Origin of the sequence: Methylophaga thalassica, from assembly GCF_030159795.1 — a bacterium.
In the GTDB taxonomy this organism is placed as follows: domain Bacteria; phylum Pseudomonadota; class Gammaproteobacteria; order Nitrosococcales; family Methylophagaceae; genus Methylophaga; species Methylophaga thalassica.
The window spans coordinates 21,552-40,434 of record NZ_BSND01000012.1 but is presented as its reverse complement, the minus strand read 5'-3'; the positions used below and the strand labels follow the sequence as shown (position 1 = coordinate 40,434).

34 protein-coding genes are annotated in these 18,883 nt (G+C 43.8%); 8 read left to right on the top strand and 26 right to left on the bottom strand.

The window, feature by feature from the left end; all coding sequences use genetic code 11:
- Positions 1 to 790: 790 nt before the first annotated feature.
- The 4 genes from QQL60_RS12795 to QQL60_RS12780 are packed head-to-tail and all read left to right on the top strand — an operon-like array spanning position 791 to position 2,303.
- On the top strand, positions 791 to 991 hold the full coding sequence (locus tag QQL60_RS12795; RefSeq protein ID WP_104935287.1) for a hypothetical protein: 201 nt from the start codon (positions 791 to 793) through the stop codon (positions 989 to 991).
- A gap of 58 nt (positions 992 to 1,049) precedes the next feature.
- Positions 1,050 to 1,685, top strand: coding sequence for a ParA family partition ATPase (parA, locus tag QQL60_RS12790; protein ID WP_104935286.1), 636 nt, complete (start codon positions 1,050 to 1,052; stop codon positions 1,683 to 1,685).
- A complete protein-coding gene (locus QQL60_RS12785) occupies positions 1,675 to 1,923 on the top strand; it encodes a hypothetical protein (protein ID WP_104935285.1) in 249 nt (82 codons plus the stop codon). The genes parA and QQL60_RS12785 overlap by 11 nt, the downstream gene beginning before the upstream one ends.
- A 47-nt stretch (positions 1,924 to 1,970) precedes the next feature.
- Positions 1,971 to 2,303 (top strand): single-stranded DNA-binding protein, encoded by a 333-nt coding sequence (locus QQL60_RS12780; protein WP_104935284.1) that lies wholly within the window; start codon positions 1,971 to 1,973, stop codon positions 2,301 to 2,303.
- Positions 2,304 to 2,569: 266 nt separating this feature from the next.
- Here the strand turns inward: QQL60_RS12780 and QQL60_RS12775 are convergent, their stop codons facing one another.
- Genes QQL60_RS12775 through QQL60_RS12765 form a run of 3 tightly spaced genes read right to left on the bottom strand, consistent with a single transcriptional unit; the run spans position 2,570 to position 4,049 of the window.
- Complete coding sequence (locus QQL60_RS12775) at positions 2,570 to 2,962, bottom strand: hypothetical protein (protein WP_104935283.1); 393 nt, start codon at positions 2,960 to 2,962, stop codon at positions 2,570 to 2,572.
- 5 nt (positions 2,963 to 2,967) lie between these two features.
- The gene (gene stbB, locus QQL60_RS12770; protein WP_104935282.1) at positions 2,968 to 3,684 is read right to left on the bottom strand and encodes a StbB family protein; all 717 of its coding nucleotides are present in this window, start codon (positions 3,682 to 3,684) and stop codon (positions 2,968 to 2,970) included.
- Positions 3,681 to 4,049 carry a hypothetical protein gene (locus QQL60_RS12765; RefSeq protein ID WP_489146127.1) on the bottom strand — a complete coding sequence of 123 codons (369 nt, stop codon included), beginning with the start codon at positions 4,047 to 4,049 and terminating at the stop codon, positions 3,681 to 3,683. The genes stbB and QQL60_RS12765 overlap by 4 nt, the downstream gene beginning before the upstream one ends.
- Before the next feature lie 257 nt (positions 4,050 to 4,306).
- On the opposite strand from QQL60_RS12765, the gene mobC reads away from it, so the two are divergent.
- Positions 4,307 to 4,855: a plasmid mobilization relaxosome protein MobC gene (gene mobC / locus QQL60_RS12760; protein WP_104935280.1), complete on the top strand. Its 549-nt coding sequence runs from the start codon at positions 4,307 to 4,309 to the stop codon at positions 4,853 to 4,855.
- Positions 4,855 to 5,883: a relaxase/mobilization nuclease domain-containing protein gene (locus QQL60_RS12755; RefSeq protein ID WP_104935279.1), complete on the top strand. Its 1,029-nt coding sequence runs from the start codon at positions 4,855 to 4,857 to the stop codon at positions 5,881 to 5,883. The genes mobC and QQL60_RS12755 overlap by 1 nt, the downstream gene beginning before the upstream one ends.
- A gap of 34 nt (positions 5,884 to 5,917) precedes the next feature.
- Here the strand turns inward: QQL60_RS12755 and QQL60_RS12750 are convergent, their stop codons facing one another.
- The 22 genes from QQL60_RS12750 to QQL60_RS12645 form a co-directional block, all read right to left on the bottom strand.
- Positions 5,918 to 6,334 carry a thermonuclease family protein gene (locus QQL60_RS12750; protein WP_104935278.1) on the bottom strand — a complete coding sequence of 139 codons (417 nt, stop codon included), beginning with the start codon at positions 6,332 to 6,334 and terminating at the stop codon, positions 5,918 to 5,920.
- 2 nt (positions 6,335 to 6,336) lie between these two features.
- Positions 6,337 to 6,981 (bottom strand): hypothetical protein, encoded by a 645-nt coding sequence (locus QQL60_RS12745; protein ID WP_284723537.1) that lies wholly within the window; start codon positions 6,979 to 6,981, stop codon positions 6,337 to 6,339.
- A gap of 17 nt (positions 6,982 to 6,998) precedes the next feature.
- The gene (locus QQL60_RS12740) at positions 6,999 to 7,928 is read right to left on the bottom strand and encodes a nucleotidyl transferase AbiEii/AbiGii toxin family protein (RefSeq protein ID WP_284723536.1); all 930 of its coding nucleotides are present in this window, start codon (positions 7,926 to 7,928) and stop codon (positions 6,999 to 7,001) included.
- Positions 7,898 to 8,377 carry a hypothetical protein gene (locus QQL60_RS12735; RefSeq protein ID WP_104935275.1) on the bottom strand — a complete coding sequence of 160 codons (480 nt, stop codon included), beginning with the start codon at positions 8,375 to 8,377 and terminating at the stop codon, positions 7,898 to 7,900. The genes QQL60_RS12740 and QQL60_RS12735 overlap by 31 nt, the downstream gene beginning before the upstream one ends.
- Positions 8,378 to 8,390: 13 nt before the next feature.
- Positions 8,391 to 8,717 carry a type II toxin-antitoxin system HicB family antitoxin gene (locus tag QQL60_RS12730; protein ID WP_284723535.1) on the bottom strand — a complete coding sequence of 109 codons (327 nt, stop codon included), beginning with the start codon at positions 8,715 to 8,717 and terminating at the stop codon, positions 8,391 to 8,393.
- A complete protein-coding gene (locus tag QQL60_RS12725; RefSeq protein ID WP_284723534.1) occupies positions 8,714 to 8,968 on the bottom strand; it encodes a type II toxin-antitoxin system HicA family toxin in 255 nt (84 codons plus the stop codon). The genes QQL60_RS12730 and QQL60_RS12725 overlap by 4 nt, the downstream gene beginning before the upstream one ends.
- An 85-nt stretch (positions 8,969 to 9,053) precedes the next feature.
- Complete coding sequence (locus tag QQL60_RS12720) at positions 9,054 to 9,305, bottom strand: type II toxin-antitoxin system Phd/YefM family antitoxin (RefSeq protein ID WP_284723533.1); 252 nt, start codon at positions 9,303 to 9,305, stop codon at positions 9,054 to 9,056.
- A 2-nt stretch (positions 9,306 to 9,307) separates the two neighbouring features.
- Positions 9,308 to 9,508, bottom strand: coding sequence for a hypothetical protein (locus QQL60_RS12715; RefSeq protein WP_284723532.1), 201 nt, complete (start codon positions 9,506 to 9,508; stop codon positions 9,308 to 9,310).
- A gap of 7 nt (positions 9,509 to 9,515) precedes the next feature.
- Positions 9,516 to 9,743, bottom strand: a complete 228-nt coding sequence (locus QQL60_RS12710) for a hypothetical protein (RefSeq protein WP_284723531.1) — start codon at positions 9,741 to 9,743, stop codon at positions 9,516 to 9,518.
- 14 nt (positions 9,744 to 9,757) lie between these two features.
- Positions 9,758 to 10,384 (bottom strand): tyrosine-type recombinase/integrase, encoded by a 627-nt coding sequence (locus QQL60_RS12705; RefSeq protein ID WP_284723530.1) that lies wholly within the window; start codon positions 10,382 to 10,384, stop codon positions 9,758 to 9,760.
- Positions 10,385 to 10,386: 2 nt separating this feature from the next.
- The gene (locus tag QQL60_RS12700) at positions 10,387 to 10,647 is read right to left on the bottom strand and encodes a hypothetical protein (protein WP_284723529.1); all 261 of its coding nucleotides are present in this window, start codon (positions 10,645 to 10,647) and stop codon (positions 10,387 to 10,389) included.
- Positions 10,648 to 10,656: 9 nt separating this feature from the next.
- Positions 10,657 to 10,833: a hypothetical protein gene (locus tag QQL60_RS12695; RefSeq protein ID WP_284723528.1), complete on the bottom strand. Its 177-nt coding sequence runs from the start codon at positions 10,831 to 10,833 to the stop codon at positions 10,657 to 10,659.
- 30 nt (positions 10,834 to 10,863) lie between these two features.
- Positions 10,864 to 11,178, bottom strand: a complete 315-nt coding sequence (locus QQL60_RS12690) for a hypothetical protein (RefSeq protein ID WP_284723527.1) — start codon at positions 11,176 to 11,178, stop codon at positions 10,864 to 10,866.
- A gap of 16 nt (positions 11,179 to 11,194) precedes the next feature.
- Positions 11,195 to 11,482 (bottom strand): hypothetical protein, encoded by a 288-nt coding sequence (locus tag QQL60_RS12685; RefSeq protein ID WP_284723526.1) that lies wholly within the window; start codon positions 11,480 to 11,482, stop codon positions 11,195 to 11,197.
- Positions 11,482 to 11,772, bottom strand: coding sequence for a hypothetical protein (locus tag QQL60_RS12680; RefSeq protein WP_284723525.1), 291 nt, complete (start codon positions 11,770 to 11,772; stop codon positions 11,482 to 11,484). Before QQL60_RS12680 ends, QQL60_RS12685 begins: the two co-directional genes overlap by 1 nt.
- Before the next feature lie 33 nt (positions 11,773 to 11,805).
- A complete protein-coding gene (locus QQL60_RS12675) occupies positions 11,806 to 12,120 on the bottom strand; it encodes a HigA family addiction module antitoxin (RefSeq protein WP_284723524.1) in 315 nt (104 codons plus the stop codon).
- A complete protein-coding gene (locus tag QQL60_RS12670) occupies positions 12,120 to 12,398 on the bottom strand; it encodes a type II toxin-antitoxin system RelE/ParE family toxin (protein ID WP_284723523.1) in 279 nt (92 codons plus the stop codon). Before QQL60_RS12670 ends, QQL60_RS12675 begins: the two co-directional genes overlap by 1 nt.
- A gap of 54 nt (positions 12,399 to 12,452) precedes the next feature.
- Entirely contained in the window at positions 12,453 to 12,632 is a 180-nt protein-coding gene (csrA, locus tag QQL60_RS12665; RefSeq protein WP_431356914.1) for a carbon storage regulator CsrA, read from the bottom strand.
- Entirely contained in the window at positions 12,633 to 13,268 is a 636-nt protein-coding gene (locus QQL60_RS12660) for a tyrosine-type recombinase/integrase (RefSeq protein WP_284723522.1), read from the bottom strand.
- Positions 13,269 to 13,399: 131 nt separating this feature from the next.
- A complete protein-coding gene (locus QQL60_RS12655) occupies positions 13,400 to 13,822 on the bottom strand; it encodes a hypothetical protein (RefSeq protein ID WP_284723521.1) in 423 nt (140 codons plus the stop codon).
- Between the two features lie 9 nt (positions 13,823 to 13,831).
- A complete protein-coding gene (gene csrA, locus QQL60_RS12650; protein ID WP_284723520.1) occupies positions 13,832 to 14,041 on the bottom strand; it encodes a carbon storage regulator CsrA in 210 nt (69 codons plus the stop codon).
- A 71-nt stretch (positions 14,042 to 14,112) separates the two neighbouring features.
- The gene (locus QQL60_RS12645) at positions 14,113 to 14,535 is read right to left on the bottom strand and encodes a conjugal transfer protein TraL (RefSeq protein WP_284723519.1); all 423 of its coding nucleotides are present in this window, start codon (positions 14,533 to 14,535) and stop codon (positions 14,113 to 14,115) included.
- Between the two features lie 397 nt (positions 14,536 to 14,932).
- On the opposite strand from QQL60_RS12645, the gene QQL60_RS12640 reads away from it, so the two are divergent.
- Positions 14,933 to 16,360, top strand: coding sequence for a DUF3560 domain-containing protein (locus QQL60_RS12640; protein WP_284723518.1), 1,428 nt, complete (start codon positions 14,933 to 14,935; stop codon positions 16,358 to 16,360).
- 746 nt (positions 16,361 to 17,106) lie between these two features.
- The gene (locus QQL60_RS12635; RefSeq protein WP_284723517.1) at positions 17,107 to 17,520 is read left to right on the top strand and encodes a hypothetical protein; all 414 of its coding nucleotides are present in this window, start codon (positions 17,107 to 17,109) and stop codon (positions 17,518 to 17,520) included.
- A gap of 35 nt (positions 17,521 to 17,555) precedes the next feature.
- Here the strand turns inward: QQL60_RS12635 and QQL60_RS12630 are convergent, their stop codons facing one another.
- Complete coding sequence (locus QQL60_RS12630) at positions 17,556 to 18,881, bottom strand: ISL3 family transposase (RefSeq protein ID WP_284723516.1); 1,326 nt, start codon at positions 18,879 to 18,881, stop codon at positions 17,556 to 17,558.
- Between the last annotated feature and the right edge of the window lie 2 nt (positions 18,882 to 18,883).

Below are 18,883 nucleotides of genomic sequence, written 5' to 3'. Positions count from 1 at the left end.
ACACACGTTTTTTCGGGAATCACACACGCTTGTTTCGTCTATTACACACGCTTGTTTCGGGAATCACACACGCACCCTTTAAAATTCGTTTTTATTTTCATGGACTTAGAGGCGGTTTTTTTTCCTTAACACTGTTGTAACACTACTATAACTCTTTATAACTCTGTTATTACACTAACCAAAGCTGTGGAAAAGTCAGCTTCGCTGAGTGTCGCCTATGGCGACCCTAGCCTTACGCCCTGCTGCGCTACGCTTGCAGCCTAGATAATGAGTGCCTAACGGCACGATGATTTGACCCTAACCTTCCCCCTACCGCTACGCGGTAGCCTTGATAATGAGTTGGCCGAAGGCCAACAGCCTATAAACCTTTCTCAACGGCCATGATCGTAAAACAGCCAGTACAGCTTTCAGGCCGTGATGCCCTACGTCTTCAGGGTGATGTCATTTTGAGATTTGAGGGCAAGCTTTTTATCAGCTAATTCAGTGAACTTTTTTAAGGCTTGGAGCTGGGGCGCATATCTCGCAGGTGAACCGCTCGATATTGTAGAGAACAGCAAAAACGAGGGCGTTTTGCTGTTATTGATTTGATAATGAGTATTTACACAATTACTCAGATACACACGATAAGCGGAGCAGTTCACCAGTTACCGCCCTACCCTACTTCACTAGATTGATGTCAGGTTAATGATCTGAATTTTCAATGATTAAATGTGTAAATGTGTATTTACTCATTATGAGTAAATGAGTATAATTATCCGTAACAGTTAAGGAAACAGAAAAAGGATTTTTTATGTGGTCTTCAGAGTTACTTTTTTTTCAATTCAATTTTCACTTCATTCATCAAATCAACCAGTGGGCTTTAGTGTTTACCGTTGAAGAAACTGAATACACCTATGGTCATTATGACTCTGTTGAACAATGTCAAAATGTTCAGGATTACTTACAGAACAATGATGAATATATTGATCTGGATGAGCTGCACCAAGCCTGATACTTATTTGAGTATGTGCGCAATTACTCATATACTCACCTAAAAAGGAGTTCAAAATATGCCGGTTATATCGTTTGTAAATTCAAAAGGTGGTGTTGGTAAATCAACATTATCAGTTCATGTTTCCAGAGCATTACAGCTGAAAGGCTTTAATGTCTTATTGGTTGACTCAGACCCACAGGCCAGCGCGTTAGACTGGTCTGAAGTGGCAGAGGGTGACTATTTCACCGTGATTGGTTTGCCTAACGCCAGTATTGATAAAGAGATTGGCAAGCTCAAAGCGAATTATGACTATGTTGTGATTGATGGTGCGGCCAAGGTAAATAAAAACATTATCGGCACTATCAAAGCATCTGATCTGGTTGTGTTACCAGTTCGCCCGTCACCTGTTGACGTTTGGGCTACCAGAGACACGGTAGACATGATTACAGACCGGCAGGAAATAACAGGCGGTTGGCCTGTTGCTGGCTTTCTTATCTCAGTGGCCGAAAAGGGCACGAAATTAAGCACCGAGATTGGCGCTGCACTGGATGATATGCCTTTTGATACATTCGATCAGGTTATTCATAAAAAGGCGGCATACCCTAATGCAATGGCTCAAGGTCAAACTGCATTAGAGATCAGCAAAGAAGCCAAGGAAGAAATTGACAGTTTAGTGAATGAAATAGAGGAGTTTTTCAAAGATGGCAATTAAGAAACCAGAGCGCGGCGAGTCTAAAACTGCCATTAAGCAACCGGCCAGAAACCGGAAGACCGCCGCAACGGAAGTATTAGAAGAGAACGCGCCGCCAGTGGAAAAAGAGCGTGTGAACTTTGAAGCACCAAAGCGATTGAAAACGGAATTTAAGATCGCCTGCATCAACAACGGCCATAAGGATATGACCGAAGTTTTTATTAACTTTATGAATGAGTATGTAAGTAACAACTCATAAACTCATTTACTCATTAAATGGACAAATCACACTAAGGAGCAGTAACCATGCAAAGCAATATTTTCGCGGGACGAGTAGCAGCAGACCCAGAAACAAACGGACAGGAAAACTCAGTAACACGCTTAACCCTGATGACAAATGAATATGCAGGGGAAGGGAAGGATGAAAGAACCGTTTCAATTCCTTTCACAGCCTTTGGTAAGCGTGGCGAAGTCATTGCAAATAATGTACGAAAAGGCGACCAGCTGATCGTTACTTATCGAATTGAAAACAACCGCTGGCAAAAAGACGGGGTTGATCAATACGGGTACAACTTCATTATTCAGGATTTTGAATTTGGAGCAGCTGGGGCGGCAACGCGGGAAGCGTTAGCCGGTTAAACTCAAATGAGTGATTGAGTATATGATTATTTACTCAATCACTCATTATCTTTTGAACAAGGGAAAGTGGCCGTTATCCACATATTAATAGTGCGCGAGTAGCCCCTCTATGGCAAACGAACCGCGCTGTTAATCTGTGGGTAACGGCCTTTTTGATCTGGTGGAAAGGGCAGGGCAGTTGATGGAGCAGTTATCCATATATTCACAGGCAACGAGCAGCCCTATATCGCAAGCGAACTTGCCTGTTAATTTGTGGGTAACTGCGACTAGGACAGGCCAAAATAAACGGCCAGAGCAAAACCAACCACGATCAGACCTGTATTGAATAGGCTGATCCACTTCAGGTTGTTTACTCTATCGCTTAATTCCTTATTGTTTTGCTCTGTAAGCCGTTTTAATACCGGCGCGGTATGTTGAGCTGTTTCACGCTCAATATGGCTGGAAATGTCCTTTTTTGCCTCATCAGTAAAGCCGTTGATAGCGTCTTTATATTTCTGACTCGCTAAAATTAACGCCTTGGTGGAAACGGATAATTCCCGTTCCACCAAGGCGCTTTTTTCCAGCACTTCATCAAGCTTGGTGATTGCCTCGCCGATATCGCCAAATAACTCAGCTAATAACGCCTCTTTTGCAGTCGATAGCTTCTTATTTTCGGCCATGACGGTTAAGCAAATAGGGCAGTAAAGGCATCATCTAAATTCGCGCTTGCAGCGGTTGCCAACCGCTGCAAGGCAAGCATTTTCAATGCTTCTTCTTTATCTTCAGCAGTCGCGCCTTTGGCGCGCACCTTCGCTTTATAATCGGTCTTATCGTTTGCGATCTCATCTAATGTTTTATTGGCCTGTTTCAGACCGTCAAAAACCTCATTAGAAAGCACCGTAGCATCAGCATTAATGGTGAACGTAGGTGAAACACTGTGATAGCCAAAAAGGGCGTTAAACCCGTCTAATTCGTTTGCATCGTCCAGTTCAACGTTGTTGAACAGGACACGAATTTTTTCAGCTGGCACACCCAGCCCAGACAAAATTTTAATTGTCGTGATGGTGTCTTTCAGCTGCTTTTCTTGGCTGATTGTCGGGATCACAAAATAATCATAGTCATCATGTGAGCCTTGGTATTGCTTCATCAGATTTAAAAAATCTTCGACGTTTGACGCGCCGACATCGACAATCGCCGCCTCAGACAAAAGGATATTGTCAGACAGATCGCCGAACCGCTTACCTTTAATCGTTTCGGCTTCCTCGATGCCGAAATCTTCAATCCCTGAGTTCAGATTTTCGACTGAGAAAATCGACGCATTTTTAATCCGTGGCCGGAGCATGTGAACGGCTGTCGTTGTCTTGCCAACGTTGCCGGAAATATTCAAAACACAAACATTCATAACCTATTCCTTTTCGTTTTAGAACCAAGCTTACCCAGAGCTTTTAGATCAATTTCATCAGCTTCCTTGCTAGAGTCCTTTTGTGGTGAAACCTGTTTTTCAGCTGTTGGCCGAACTGGTGCAGGCTGTCTAATCGCTGGCTGACCAGCGGCTTTTTTTCGCGCCAGATACAGCGCGTTTCTGAATGATTTGATAGACAAGTCAAAGCCGTTTTTATTCAAAATTGCGACTATTTCATCATGCGCTACGCCTGATGAAATCGCCTTTTCAATATCATCCAAAACGTCACTAATTCTTGCTCTAATCGAGCGAGAGTTAGCGCCTGATGCTTTGGCTAATTGTTGTGAAATATTCGTCTTGTCCATCGTGGCCGATTATAACCAGTCTCACTAGAAATAAGCAAAAAAGGAGTAGAATACAAGTATTCTAAGCGTAATATAAAGTAATTGCGCAGCAATTACGCGGGGAAGAGGAAACCCCAAGGGGAAGCCGAGATTTTGAAATTTTAAAAGATAGAAGAGAGAGGGGGAGGGCAGGATAGGGTTTTATACCGCATTTTGTACCATAGCTGGTACAATGCCGGTAAACCGCAGCCTGCCCCCTCTCTCTTAGGAAGTGCGAAATGATTTTGAAAACGGAATTGAAAGACGAAAAGGAAATAGAGCGTTTTGAACGGGCTTTGACATCATCAAGGTTTGGATCAAGATCAGCTTTTTTGCAGCACATCATCAGCGTGTACTTGCTGAGAAGTGAGGAAAAAAGAAAACCTAAATTCTCTGATGTCAGCCCTCAAAATGATGATGATCTTGAAGTCACGAAGAAGACAATTTATGTCTCAAATTTTTTAGTCAAAGAGGCAGTGAAAAGGGCAGATCATTACGGTATGAAATTTACTGTCTGGGTAAGAAATCTGATTGCAGCCAATTTGACGCACCAGCCGATCATGACAGAACAGCAGATTGTCGAACTCAGAGCGGCCAACCGAGAATTGGCCTCTATTGGCCGCAATCTGAACCAGATAGCAAAGGCCATGAATCAGGCTGTTGATCTGAAAGTCAGGGACAGAGTGAATTACGATCACATTGTTGAGCTTCAGGCGGGTATCGAAAAACAGAAGAAAGCTATTTATAAAATCGTTTCGGAAAGTAACAGCGTTTGGCAGGTTAAATAGTGGCGATCATCGAGGAAACTATATCTCAGATATTAGAGGGCAAAGTTAAGCCCAAAAAAGGGAAGTTTGTCTATCACGATAAGCCTAAAAATGCCCGTCTTACTTTGCAGGCTATCACCAAAAAAACGCCGGAAGTTATGGCGAAAATTACTGGCTTTAGTAAAGGCACAGGGCATATTGCCTCACATATTGAATATATCGCCAGAGAGGGTGAAGAGGTTTTAGAAAATGACAAAGGCGAGCTATTTAAAGGTCGTGAAAACCTAGAGTCTGCCTATTCTGATTGGATAAAAGATATTGAATCATTCCCAAAAGAAAAATCATCAAAGACCAGTCGGGACGTGATGCACTTAATGTTATCAATGCCTGCGGGGACTGACCCTGAAAAAGTCAGGGATGCAGCGCGTAACTTTGCCAAGAAAGCATTCAGTGAAAACCATGAGTATTTATTCGCGTTGCATACAGATCAGCCACACCCGCATGTTCACTTAGCAGTCAAAATGCTGGGCTTCAACAATAAAAAACTAGACCCTAAAAAAAATGATATTCAAGCATGGCGTGAAGGTTTTGCTGAAGAACTTAGAACGCTGGGCGTTGCTGCATTGGCTACCCGTAGACAGGCTAGGGGGGTCGTGAAGAAAGCGACGAAAGGCGCTGTCTGGCAGATCAATAACAACAAGCAGCCCAACCGGAATAAAAGAACGGCCAACGTAACCCGATCACAAATCAAAGAGGCGGCAACCGAGCTTGCACTAGAAGCGAAAGGGGAGCGCGTACCTGATAAGCCTTGGAACAAGGCGATTGAGCGCCGACAAAATGAAGTCAGGCAGCTTTATAAAAAGCTCAGTGATGAGCTGGATAAAACCGGCCAGAAAGAAGATAAGAAACTGGCTCAGGACGTAAGAAAATTTTTAGCTGGGATGCCTAAAGAAATACTGACTCAGAATGATGAGATTAAACGGCGAATCACTCAAGAGGCAGTACAGGCCAAGAGAACGGCCACGGTCGATAAAGCGCCGGAAAGATGAGTATATGTGCTAATGCACATATACTCATTTACTCTTAATGCTGTCTTCGCCACTCCCAAGGCGGGGTTATTTCGTATTCACTCAAACCCCACAGGCCGCGTTTTGAGGCTTTGGCTTGGTCTTCGGCTGTTATGTATTCAGTGCCAGAATAATAACGCCGATAAACCCACGCGCCGCCCATTTCAACCATCTGTTTATTGATATCGACACCCTCATAATGAATGGTGCATATCCAGCGGTTGTATCGGTCTTGGCTGGGGCAGTCCAGCGCCACTTTTTCATTGCCGATCATATCAGCCAGCATCATTGCTGATTTACGGCCAAACGGCTGTTTTCTTTCCGGTGCATCAATGCTTGCCAGTCTGACTTTCAACTGGTCGTGATTGTGATCCAGTACCTTGATAGTGTCACCGTCGATGATTGCGACGACTAATAAGATTTCCTTCAGCATGATTATGAAGCCCAGCTTTTATTTCTGTTTTCTGTTCTGAGCTTTTCATACTCACGAAAAGCAGACTCGCCAAAATAGCCATTCTCAGCGACGGACTGAGCAAAGCTTACATCAGTGACATACGTTGTTTGTCTGGATTGTCTGGGATATTTAGACAAGGCGAATATCTGGTGAACCGCTTCAGCCGGATCAGTTGCCAGTTTTTGCTTTTCACCGTCATTGATAACCGTTTTGCTGTTCAGGTTCAGCAAGAACAGCGGAACAAGCAGGGTATCAATGATTTCATCAGCCCTGATTTCTTTATATCCGCACCAGTGAGGCCGGACGTGTAACACACCTTCAGCCAGATAAATATTGCAGGCCAGTGTTGCGTTCACGCTCTCGTTAATATCGGTTCTTGCTTCCAGCTCAATCATGCTGATAGCTTCACTCTCGATATGATTAATCAGGGTATGAAAGTCTGGGTATGATGTCCCATCATTCACGATTACATGACAGTCTGCTTTAGTTAGCAGCCTGTTTAATTGTGCTGTAAAGCTCTGCTTTTCTACGCCCAGACCAGCAAGGTTATTGAGTCTGTTCAGGCTCAGAGAATATTCGCCAGCTTTGCCGTTGTCGCTGACTTTGCCAAAATAAAAATCATCCATGTGTACTGCTCCTTTTTTTAACGGGATAAATCATTTTTCAGATTTTGGGTTTGCGTCTTCAGTTTGATGTCAGGTTTGACACCTTCCTGAATACTATTAGCCGCATTTTCCCTGACTCGCTGCATGGCTGTTTGCCTTTGCTTGTCTGTCATGGGTTCACTTGCCAGCTTCTTTTCAATCGCTGACACAGCGGCAACGTGAGGGGCTAAATCAGGATGCTTTTTAATAAAGTCACCCTGATCCATTTTCAAAAAGTCTTGAGCGGCTACGCGGTTGCTGGCGCGCTCCTGCAAGCTCTCAGCATTGTATTGAGTGCTTAAAACCAAGCTATCAAGCGACTGCGATTTAAGAATGTTATCGCCGCTATGGTCGGCCTTAAATCGGCTTGATAGATAATCTGGGTCGTGGGTTAGTGAACTGAGTTTTTCAGCCTGAGCTTTGGTAAATGCTTCGGGGTATTTATCCGCTAAAAAATTAATGTCGTATAAATCCCTGACCTTGCTTCTACCTTCAAGGGCTTCCAGTTTTTGTGATACCAGATTTTCAACTTTGTAAGTCTTGATCCCGTTGACCGTTGTTGTCTGGTCTTCAGGGATAACATCAGCTCTTAATGACGTTTCAATTTTCAACCGGCCAGCGCCATGTTCACTTTCATATAAAACGACATAACGCTTTGTTGTGTCCGTGTCTTTTTTGAGCCTTATTGACTCAATCTTGATCCCTTCTTTGTCAGCTGCATCATTGATCCGCTTTTCAAGGTTCAATGCTTTGGTGCTGTCAAAGTCGAGGTCTTCTGAAAATCGATCCAGCCCGTAACTGAGCATTAAGGCTGTACCGCCTTTTAAAACTGATGGAGTATCAGCCAGCGAACCGGCTAAACGCTGCATCAAGTCCGTGTGTTTCTGCTCAAGCGGTGTTAAGTCTGCTCTTCTGTTTGTTGCTTCCATTCGTCAATCATCATCCATTGTTGATCAGTCAAATCCGCTTTGAGTTTATCTAGCAGCTGGTAGACGGTCTGCTTTTCCGAGTCTTCGGGAAACCAGTCATCTAAAATCACCGTGTCCGTGATGCTTTGGCCGTTCTTGACCAGATCAAAGATCATATCTACAACGGCGCGATAGTGGTTTGCTGCATAGATTTCGGCTTGGTCTGGCAATGGTGAAGCACCATATTTTTTAAGAATGTCTGAGCATTCAAAAATGCCATAGTCACCGAGTAGGTGACGGGTCGATATCGTGTCGATTTCGGCTAAATGTTGCTGGGGTAAAAAGTCCCCATGCTGAATAAAACAGTCCGAAAAATGCCAGTCTCCCGTACCATCCAGTGACGGGATATTAAGGGCAGCAATCGACGTGATGTAATGCTGTTTTGTTGTGTTGGTAATGGCGTTTTGCATAACGTCTAAAACCTTATGCTGTATGAGCAATCCGATCTAACTGCTCACTAACAAAAGCGTTCAGGCTTTTGCCTGATTCTTTTGCTTTAATGAATAATTCTCTATGCAGTTCTGGTTTAACTCGCATAACAAACTGTCCTGAAAATGGCTTTTCAGGCGTTTTCCCTTCATCCTCACAATCTTGTAAATACTCATCTACAATAGCGTGGAATGAGTCAGTTATTTCGGCAATATCGTTACCGTCAAATACTAAAATATCGCGAGTGTTGACCACTTCACCGATAAAGGTTTCATCTTCATCACTGTATCTAATAACAGCTTCATATCCTTTGTATTTCATTTCATTACACCTTCATTACTTAGTAGAGTCCGAATAGCTCTCACTTGGTAAGGCTTTAATTCATTTTTAGGGTGGGGCGTATGTATGTTGAGGGATGAACCCCCAAGGGTGATACGGATTCTTGAACCATCACCTTGTTTAACAGAGCCACCTAAAGCCAGTAACAGCTTTTCAACGTCCGGCCACTTGATAGATTTCTTTACCGGATTTTCAAACAGGCTATTAAGCGTTTTCGTTTGTTTACTGTTCATAGTGAAATGATACTACCATATAGTATCACTATCAATATATTTAATCCCAAACGTGGGGCGGTTATATGTGCTTAGTGAGCCTTGCTTATAGCTCATCCAGTGCAACGACTTGTGACGGTTGATCTTCACGTTCACCGACAATTTGAGCTAGTTCCATATCATCCAGCTTATCTATTAACGCTTCATATGCTGCCGCTGGTACTGCGTAGAACACAGGGACATTATTCTTCAGTACAGCGACAGGAAAACCCTTGCCCCGTTCAATCACGGCCATAGGGTTTTTCTTCAATTCCGATATCGAAATAGTTGTGTCTGCTAAAACTTGATCTGTGTGCATAATTAACACTCCTTTTGCTGCTTATACACATTGGCGTCAATCAGCTCTTTAAGGATTCTGATTGCCTCATTAATGTCTGTGTGTGTAACACTGAAGTTTTGGCCGTTGATTTGTTTAGATACTTCCAGTAAGCCATTATCAAGCCATGTAATATCTTTCTTTGTGATATGAGAGCCAAACTTGATAATCTTTCTATCATCCATTTTCGCCTTAATTCCTTTTTGATTTCTCGATCTCATTAATTGCCTTGTTCAGCCTGTCAGTGTTTTTCTGGCTGGCCTGCAAATAGTCTGTTTCTGATGGTTTAGAGGTAAGATCGCTGGCTAAAGAATTAAGTTTTTTATCACGGTTTCTTTTTTTCGACTCAGCTTTGAATAACGGCCAAACAAGAATGAGCGGCAAGAGACAGATAAAAAGTATTGCAATGAACGATTTCATATTTACTGGCCTATCTAGTTCCACGCCTGCATAACCAGTTTTCGTTTTTCAGCGCCCACGGCCTGCAAATAAATTTCAGTTGTGGTGGTGCTGGTATGCCCCATTAAATCCCGCAGTATATTAAGCGGTAAGGGCTTTTCACCGGACAGCATGGCAATACCAAAGCCATGCCTTAAACCTTTGCTTGTGGCCTGTTTCCCGTTGATTCCCGCCCGTTTCATAACCCGCTTGACCATGCGCCACGCCGTAGCGCGGTGCATCGTCCAGATTGGCAAATGGCTGTTTTTGCCTTGTCGCTCAATGCGACGAATATCAAAGACCAAATCCAGATTATCAATCAGCTCATCAGGCACAGGGATTGTCCTAAACTGAGGTAGTTTAGATTTCCCGTTTGTGTCGGTTTTTCGCTTCTTCAGTGTCTTGAATGTCAGCGTTTTTTCGCTGATCGATATTCTGTCTGGTGTCAGTTCAAGCACTTCACTTGGCCGCGCCCCTGTGTAGTGCAGAACGTGACAAAAAAGCCGATCTTCGCGGTCTTCTTCTCTAGCTGAATCCAAGAAGCGTTGACGCTCTTCAGCTGATAAGTACAACCGTTCACCTTCAGGCGAATACAGGCGCATTTCTGAGCTAATTACGGCCATGATTAAAGCTTTCTATAGGCTGTATAGGTTTCGTGGCGATACCACTCTTGCGAGTCATAGTGATATGCCTTGCAGAAATTATGTCCGGCCTTATTTAGCCATTTTGTGATCTCACGTTTGGCTACTGATTTAGATCGGTAAGTCTGGCTGCGCTTTTCGGTTTCTGCATCCATAAATGTATAGCAGAAATGCACCCGAACCCATTGCGACTTGTCGATCTCGATATTTACGCCAAGCAGCTTAGAGAGTGTATTGTCTGACATAGCTAGACCCTACCTTTCTGAAAGCTGGGAAAGTTGCTCACGCACGTTTAATAGTGCGTTATTGCCGTTTAATGAATGTTCACCCAGCCCCTTCAGCTCATCAATGATCCTTTCCATTCCTGCGAACAGGTCTAAGGCTTGTTCGTGCAGCTCCGTGATCCTGATGTCTTTCGCATTATTAGCCATTTCCACACACTCCCTTGTTAGGTCGCGTAATTAATCAACGATTTCATAACGGTCAAGAAACGCTCTTGTTTCTTCACTCATATAATCGCCAACCTGAGTAAACTCAGCATCACATTTCCCACCGTTCCAAATAGCCTTAACTATCGTTAAAAAGCCTGAGAACTGTTCATCAGTCGCCCCTAATTCATTTGCAACTAGCTTTCTGTTTTCAGGATCAAGATTTAATAAATCAATGTATTGATTGACGTTTCTTGCGTAACCCTCCGCTTGATCAGCAATATTAGTGCTTTTTTGTAGCGCATTAAAAACGACTGTTTGCAAATAGTTCATGTTTTCAGTTGACATAGATTTTCCTCTATCCTTAGTTTTGTTGCGCTTTAGCTTGATAGCGTTTTTGTAATTTTGCCGTGGCCTCTTTTTGTCGCAGCAGCAACAAAGCAAACCAACTAATTATTAATTGCAATATTGCTATTGCAATGAAATACCAGCGCCCAGTTACAAAGAAATCACGGTTATAGCCCAATATAGACTGAGCAAAGCCTATTTCTTGCTGAAAAGGTTCGGCCAAAAAACTCAACGCAAAAGCGAAAATCATTGTCACAGCACAAAAGAGCATTGTTTTTGCTGCTAGATCTAAACTTGATAACATTAAATACTCTCCTTGATTTTTTTTGCAGCTTGTAGTTGTTTCTTTATCTGCGGTGGCACCTTTTGTCCGGTGCTGAATGTTTCGTCACCAGCGTAAGCATAGCCTCGCTCCTGAATACCATTAACATCATCACCAAGAATCCGAGCACAACTTAACCTTGCTTTACAGTTCTCAACTTCAAATTTCGGCGGCCATATATCCGCTTTATTTGTTGATGAATCAGTCTCTTGAATATCGTCATATTCATCAACGAACTCTGCACACCATTCATAAGATATGTTGTTTGTCATTTCGATATCCTCGTGTATCGAATCCCTATTTTTTTAGATGGCTTCAGCCAATTCTTCAAAATCAAATCTCTTGAGCTGTTTTGTGTCTACTTTTTGACTGGCCAGCCACAAATCATAGTTTTCTTGTAGCCGCATCCAACTTTTTGCACTACGACCTAACACAATAGAAAGTCTTACGGCCATTTCAGGTGATAAGTCAGACTTACCATTTAACAACCGATGAAATGTACTAGGGTTGACCTTCAAAGCTTCAGCAATCTTATTTGCAGATACTTTATCGAAGGGATCAATGTATGTGCGTTGAATTAATTCGCCAACGTGAGGCGGGTTAAATTGTTGTAAAGTCATTAGTGATAATCCTCATAATTAACTAGGTGAGCGTCACCGTTGATAAACTCAAAAACAATTCGCCAATTACCGGAAACCGTTATTGAATGCTCCCCTGCTCTATCCCCTTTTAACGGGTGCAGGTGATAACCTGGCAAGTCCATATCGTCTATACAATCAGCTGTATCGAGAAATGCAAGCATATCTCGCAGCCTTGCAGCGTGGTTTGGCTGGATGCCTGCAACACTACCTGTCAGGAAGAATTTTTTTAAACCTTTATGTTTAAAGCTCTTAATCATGGGGTAATTATCCCATATATATGCATATTGCGCAATACGCAATAATATAAAATATTAATTATTTTTACCTTCTTCTTGAATACGTTTATAGACTTCTTCTCGATGTACTGAAATATTATCCGGCGCATCAATACCAAACTTCACTTGATAATCGTTTACAGCTAATACAGTGACTTTTACATCATCATTTATCATTAACGATTCGTTTGTGTTACGAGTTAATATCAACATCATTTAATCCCACGCCTGCATTACTAAGTGTCTTTTTTCTTCCCCGACCGCCTGCGTATAAATCTCGGTGGTTTCTGTATCACTATGACCCATTAACTGAGCAAGAATATGAAGCGGTAACGGCTTTTCACCCGATAACATGGCAATACCAAAGCCATGACGCAAACCTTTACTGGTGGCCTGTTTACCTTTGATCCCTGCTCTATTCATCACCTTTTTGACCATACGCCACATTGAGGCGCGGTGCTTGGTGAATAAGGGTAAATGCGATTCTTTACCTATACGCTGCACCCTTCTTAAATCAAATACCAGATCAATATTGTCTAATAATGAACTCGGCACCGGCACAGATCGATATTCAGGCAATTTCTGATTGCCGTAACGATCTTGTTTTCGTTTTTTTAATGTCCTGAAGGTGATCGACTGTTCAGACATAGATATTCGATCCGGTGTCAGTTCCAGCACTTCGCTGGGTCTGGCTCCGGTGAAATGCAATATTTCACAAAAGAGCCGATCTTCTCTATTCTCATCTTTTGAGGCTTCCAGAAAACGAGCGCGTTCTGCTTTATTCAAATAAAGGCGTTCGCCTTCCGTAGAATAAAGTCGCATTTCATTACCGCTACTTGATAGTTTTGTCATAATTTATTTTGTGCAACATAACCCTAGTGTTTTGTTGCATCACTCTACCAAAAAAAAGCCGGTACCGGCCTTTTTTCCACGTAAACCCATTAATTATTTATCCACAATGCAACACTATGGGGTATTTTGTTTCAGTCCTGATCTGGATTAACGACAACATCAGCATCCAGTTCAAAATTGCCATGTTCTGCAATATCGTTCATTGAATAAAACAGCTTATTAAACAAAGCGAGTTCTGCTATCTCTCGCTTTGCTGCAACGGTTTTCATTTCAAGCCATGCCTCTATCATTTCTGGGTAGCTGACAGAGATCACGCTACCAGTGCTGAGGCTCAATGAGGTATTGCCTAAATCAATGAGGCAAACCCCGTCAGAGCATAACCCCTCTGACTCATCCAGCAATAAAAACCAATCAAGAAATTCTGTCTTTGTGCAGTTGAGTGTTTCAAACTCAATACACGTCCGGTCTGGGTTGCTATCAATCGTCCCCAGCCCATCTATCAAAACGCCTTTTTCGGTTTTATGTGTGATTTTCGCTGTTCGTGTTGTAAACATAAATCACCCTTAACCGGCCATGCTTGCAGAGGCTTTATCTAGCAGGTATTTGAGCTGTTCCTTCTCTTCATCAGATAACAGCTCTTCTCTAACGATCCGCACGTCATTTGGGGCGTGTACGCCCACCCTGACTTGATTGCCTTTTACACCTAAAACGCCAACAACCGTGTCATTGCCAATAATGAGGCTTTCACCAACGCGCCTAGTCAAAATCAACATAGAAAATCCCTTTAGAAAAAAAAGGCTACAGGGAAACCCCTATAGCCTGAATGAAGCTGAAGCCGTGGCAATCAATAATAGAAAGTCTCACCGGCAGCTTCCCCATCGACAAACACATCAATGTAGTTTCGTCGCTGGCACATCATTGAGCTGCAAGTACCATCTTTCACCCATCTAGCCGGTTGAGGTGTGCAGTTAGTTACCCAAGCTTGCCAGCCTGTGCAGCTTTTAGCCGGTTCATAAACGGAAACGCCCTGCTTGTATGACATTTTGCTGTCATAGTCCACGGCGCACGAGCTGAAAGGTGGTAAAGGTGATTTCTCATCATCTATACGGTCTTCAAAGGCCGATTTTGCAGCACCGCAACCGCTGGGAAACCCACCGGGGAGACAAATCCAAATAGCGCATTCGTCTTGTGATGCTGCATGAGAAATAGAGGGGATAAAAAACATGGCAGAAAGTGCCAAAGCCAAAAAGAACGAGGCTTTTTTCATAAGTTGATCTCCGTATCAAACATAAATTATGAGCTTCAATAGTATTGCAATATTTTTATTTTTGCAATGTCAATATTTTAAGGAATGTTGCCTTAATTAGATAGTTTTAATGGCTTCATTAAAACAGTTGGCCGCTTTGGTCTTGTTGCTTTTGGTCTTCCTTTCACCACTTGCTTAAATCCCTGCTGCGTCGCTCTGTTCGTGTATCAGAGTGCAGTTCTCAATCGCCTAAAACAATAAAGCCTTCGGCCAATTCCTCACCCGTTCAAACTCGCTTCACTCCTTTAGCTGCGGCTTGCGGGATTGTTGTTGTATGCGCTTTTCACCCTTCACTTGACTGAACACGGAGCGACCGCGGAAGCAGGTCTTTAAAACAAACAAGTGGAGAAAAACAGCTATGAATACCAATCAACAAAAAGCCAACCAAAGCAGCCAACAAAAAAACAAAGCCTGCGGCGCGGAGCTTCCACAAAAGCAGATGGTTAAAAGCAAAAAAACCTACAGCAAATCAGAAAAATCAATACAAGCGCGCCAAGAGTTGAGAGCAAGAAGCCAAGAAGCAAAGGCGATCCGTGAAGGCATGATCGCAAACGCTGAAACAGTAGCGGATCAATTAAAGGCAGCTGCAACAACTTTAAATTTCATCATTACGGGTATGTATCAGGCCGAGACAGAATGCAAAGAATTTAAAACCTTTAAAGACTGGAAAGAAGCCGGTTATAAAGTCAAAAAAGGCGTTTCTGGTTTTCCGATCTGGGGTACACCAAAGCAGATCACCAAGAAGTTAGAAACTGAAGAAGGCGAAGAATTACACTCAGACCCGCAAGAGTTCTGGCCGCTGTGCTACCTGTTCAATGAAAGCCAAGTAGAAAAGGCCGACAGCAAAGAGCCAAGCAACGAAGATCAAGCGCCAGCTGAAGCCGTAGAAGCTGACAACGAGCCAGCACCAGCCGAAGAGCAAGAAGAAGCGCCAGCGGTAGAGCCTAGCCACGCTGAGAGCGTAGAAAACTCACCTTTTGTTATGGCTGATTATCAAGACCGATTAGAGGCGAAGCGCGATAGATTACAAGAACGTGCAGAAAACAAACGCAAAGAGTCGGACGCAGCCTATAAACGCAGTCATGCCCTTGTGGAGCATATCCCAATGGGGCAGCCAATTTTAGTTGGTCATCACTCAGAACGCGCCCACAGAAACGCGCTAGATAAATCATGGTCTTTAATGGGGAAATCTTTCAAGCTGGGAGAATATGCCGATTCGTTAGAAAGCCGCGCCGCGAATGTTGGCACAGGTGGCATTTCATCAAACGACCCCGAAGCAATCACAAAACTAAAAGAAAAATTAAGCAGCCTTGAGAAATCACAGGACACCATGAAAGCCGTTAATAAGATCATCAGAAGCAAAAAGCTAAGTGATGATGAGAAAGCCGATCAGATCGTAAAAGACGGGCTTTTAACTGAAAAGCAAGCGCGGGAAATCATCAAACCAGATTTTGCAGGCCGTATCGGTTTTGCTTCTTACTCACTGTCAAACAATAACGCAGAGATCCGCCGCACCCGTGAACGCCTTGAAGAGTTAGAGCGACTACACAACAGCGCGCCGATTGATTTTGAAAATGACGACTTTTCTATGTCGATCAATAACGGCCAAATCATTATTAATTTTGCAGGCGGTAAGCCTAACGATGAAACCCGCCAGTTAGTGAAAAGAGCCGCTTTTAAATGGTCACGCTATCAGGGTGCATGGGTTCGCAAAGTCACCGGCAATGCGATTTATTCAGCGCGTCACCTGCTGGAAAGCCTGAAAGCATTAGAAGAAATGTATTGATTAGCGGGGGGGGGCTGGCCGTCATGGTCAGCCCTCAAAATCCGAAATCACTAAGGCCGATCAGTAAGGCGCGATCAGCCTAAGTGATTTAATCAAAACAGATTGCCATTGATACAGCTAATAACAAACTGTTTTGACTGAGTGAAGCGAGATCAAACTGTTACCAATCCAAAAAGCCGGACTCGTAACAGATTGATAAATGATCTGAACGCACTAAGGCCGATCAATAAACACGATCCGCCTGATTGCTTTACCAAAACAGATTGCCGTTGATACCGCTAACAACAAACTGTTTTGGCTCTCTGAAATGAGATCAAACTGTAACTACTCCAAAAAACCGGCTTCGTAACAGATTGATTTACTTAAATATAAATTCCAAAAAAAGACCAGGTTTTGCAGTGGCTAACTTGGTCTATTTTTGGGACTGAAAAACACACACTACTGCACCGCTAATGCTCCTGCAGTAGCGTTTATTTTGTGTGAGTCTTCCGGCCAGTTCCTTAGCTGTTTGTCCATCACCACTGAGTTAATCCCTACTTTTCGTCGTTAGCTACCGGCTCATTCAAGTTCCAATTTTTGATAAATCCAACGGTAAACCTTCGGCCTTCCTCACCCGTTCAGATTCGCATAGCTCCCTTAGCTGCGGCTTCCGGCGAGGCCGTTGTATTTCTAAAAAACCTTCACTGATTTGAATGCCGGAACGACGAGAAAGCAGGTTTTAACTTTTAATCAGTGGAGATAAAGACATGACAAACAACCAAGCAAACAACCCTAGCCGTAACACTCAAGAAACGATTACAAGCAATGCCGCTGGCAGGGAACTTCCTCAAAAGCAGATTGTGAAAAGCTTTAAAACAGAAACCAAGAAGAAAAGAACACCGGCCTTTGACCGAGTTCAAGAACACCGCGACAACATCAACAACGGTTTTGAATGTTGGATTGCAGACGATTTGAGCAGTGTTGTTTATTTGTTTGAATTACGTGGTTCTATTCTGGCTCGCGGTTATAAAGGCCGCGCCAAAAAGTCAGCATTTTATTACAGCTTTAAAACTGAAGAAGCGCGATCTCAGTTTGTATCTGATTGGATGCAAAAACGTTCAGTATCAGCAGAGGCAAAGAAAAAAGGGTATCCGGAACCAGGTGTGGAAACCTTGTTTTAGCCCCCACCGCCTGACTCTAGGATTTTGTTGAGCGGTTAGGAAAAGCAGCCCTTTTCCAGTAGGTCGCACAGGGTTGGAATATGTGGGCCGTACTCGATGGCCTTGACGTTCTCGTCTGCCATGCTGAAGCGATACATGACTTTTTCTGGCAGGAAGGACTTTGGCTTTCTGCCGCGCACTTTCGTTGTCGGCTTACGGGCTTGCTTCTCATAGATGAGTCGGGCCCGCATCACTTCAAAGCTGTATCCTCGTCCCATCCTATTCATGTCCTTCGCTAGCCGGTTGGTAGATTCGGTATAGGCGTTGGTGACCCGGTGGTCATAGAAGTTAAAGATCTCACCCCACCAGTTCGTCAGCGCCGTTCTGGCCGCACCAAAAGCATACTCCATTTCCGGTGGTAGGGAGTCTAGCCAGGCTCGTGCAAATGCCTGAGCATCTTCTTTGTCACCACAGTTATATATCTCATGAAAGCTCTCCTTCATCCGGTAGGCCAGCTCCAGCTCCGGGTGCAGCTCAAACCACTCAAGCATCTTGTCATGCTCATCAGTGCTAAGCCTTCCCTCGCGTTCTAGCAAAATAAAACGATCATCTTTCAGCTTGAGTCGCTGCCGGGTATTCAGGTCTTTCCTGATCTTCTTGCGTACCGTCTCTAGGGCATCATTGCCCATGCGTACAACGTGCCAGCGGTCTACCACAATATCCCGGCCAGGGAGTTGCGTATTAACGACATCCTTGTAGGTACGCCACATGTCCATCGTCACCACCTTGACCTTGTGTTTATCAGGGAGTGTCTTGAAGTAGGTCGTGAGGTCGGCTTTGCGTCGATTGGGCAATAAGTCGTAGATAGAAAGCTCACCTACGTTGGTGATCATACAGCGGTACTCACCAATGATTTTCAGCTCATCAATCCCTAAAAACTCGGGCGTTTCAAACCGGACTGTTTTACCCAGCCGCTCAACATAATCCTCGAAAATGTGCTTGATCGTTTTTTCATCAATCCCTGCCTCGCGTGACAGCAAGGCAAAGGTTTTCTTCATTGATTCCTGTTCGATGTATTTGATAAAGCGAACAGACGTTTTCCTTTTCGCGTCAATGTCCGGCAGATGAGAAAAAAACGTCTTGCCGCACACTTTGCAGCGGAAGCGCGCCCTCTCTACACGCAGGAGGACGGGCTTGCCGTGCATGGGTATGTCGATGTAGTGCTGTTGCTGTGAGCCGTGACGGTAAGGGCTCTCAGACAGGCAATGAGGGCAGCAGCCGGGCATTCCTTGCCCGTCCACCTCGATAACGTAGTGATCGCACTCGTCAATCAAGCGGGCAGCCTTGAGACTGCCAAGATTTAGCAGGTCGAGCTGGCTCATCA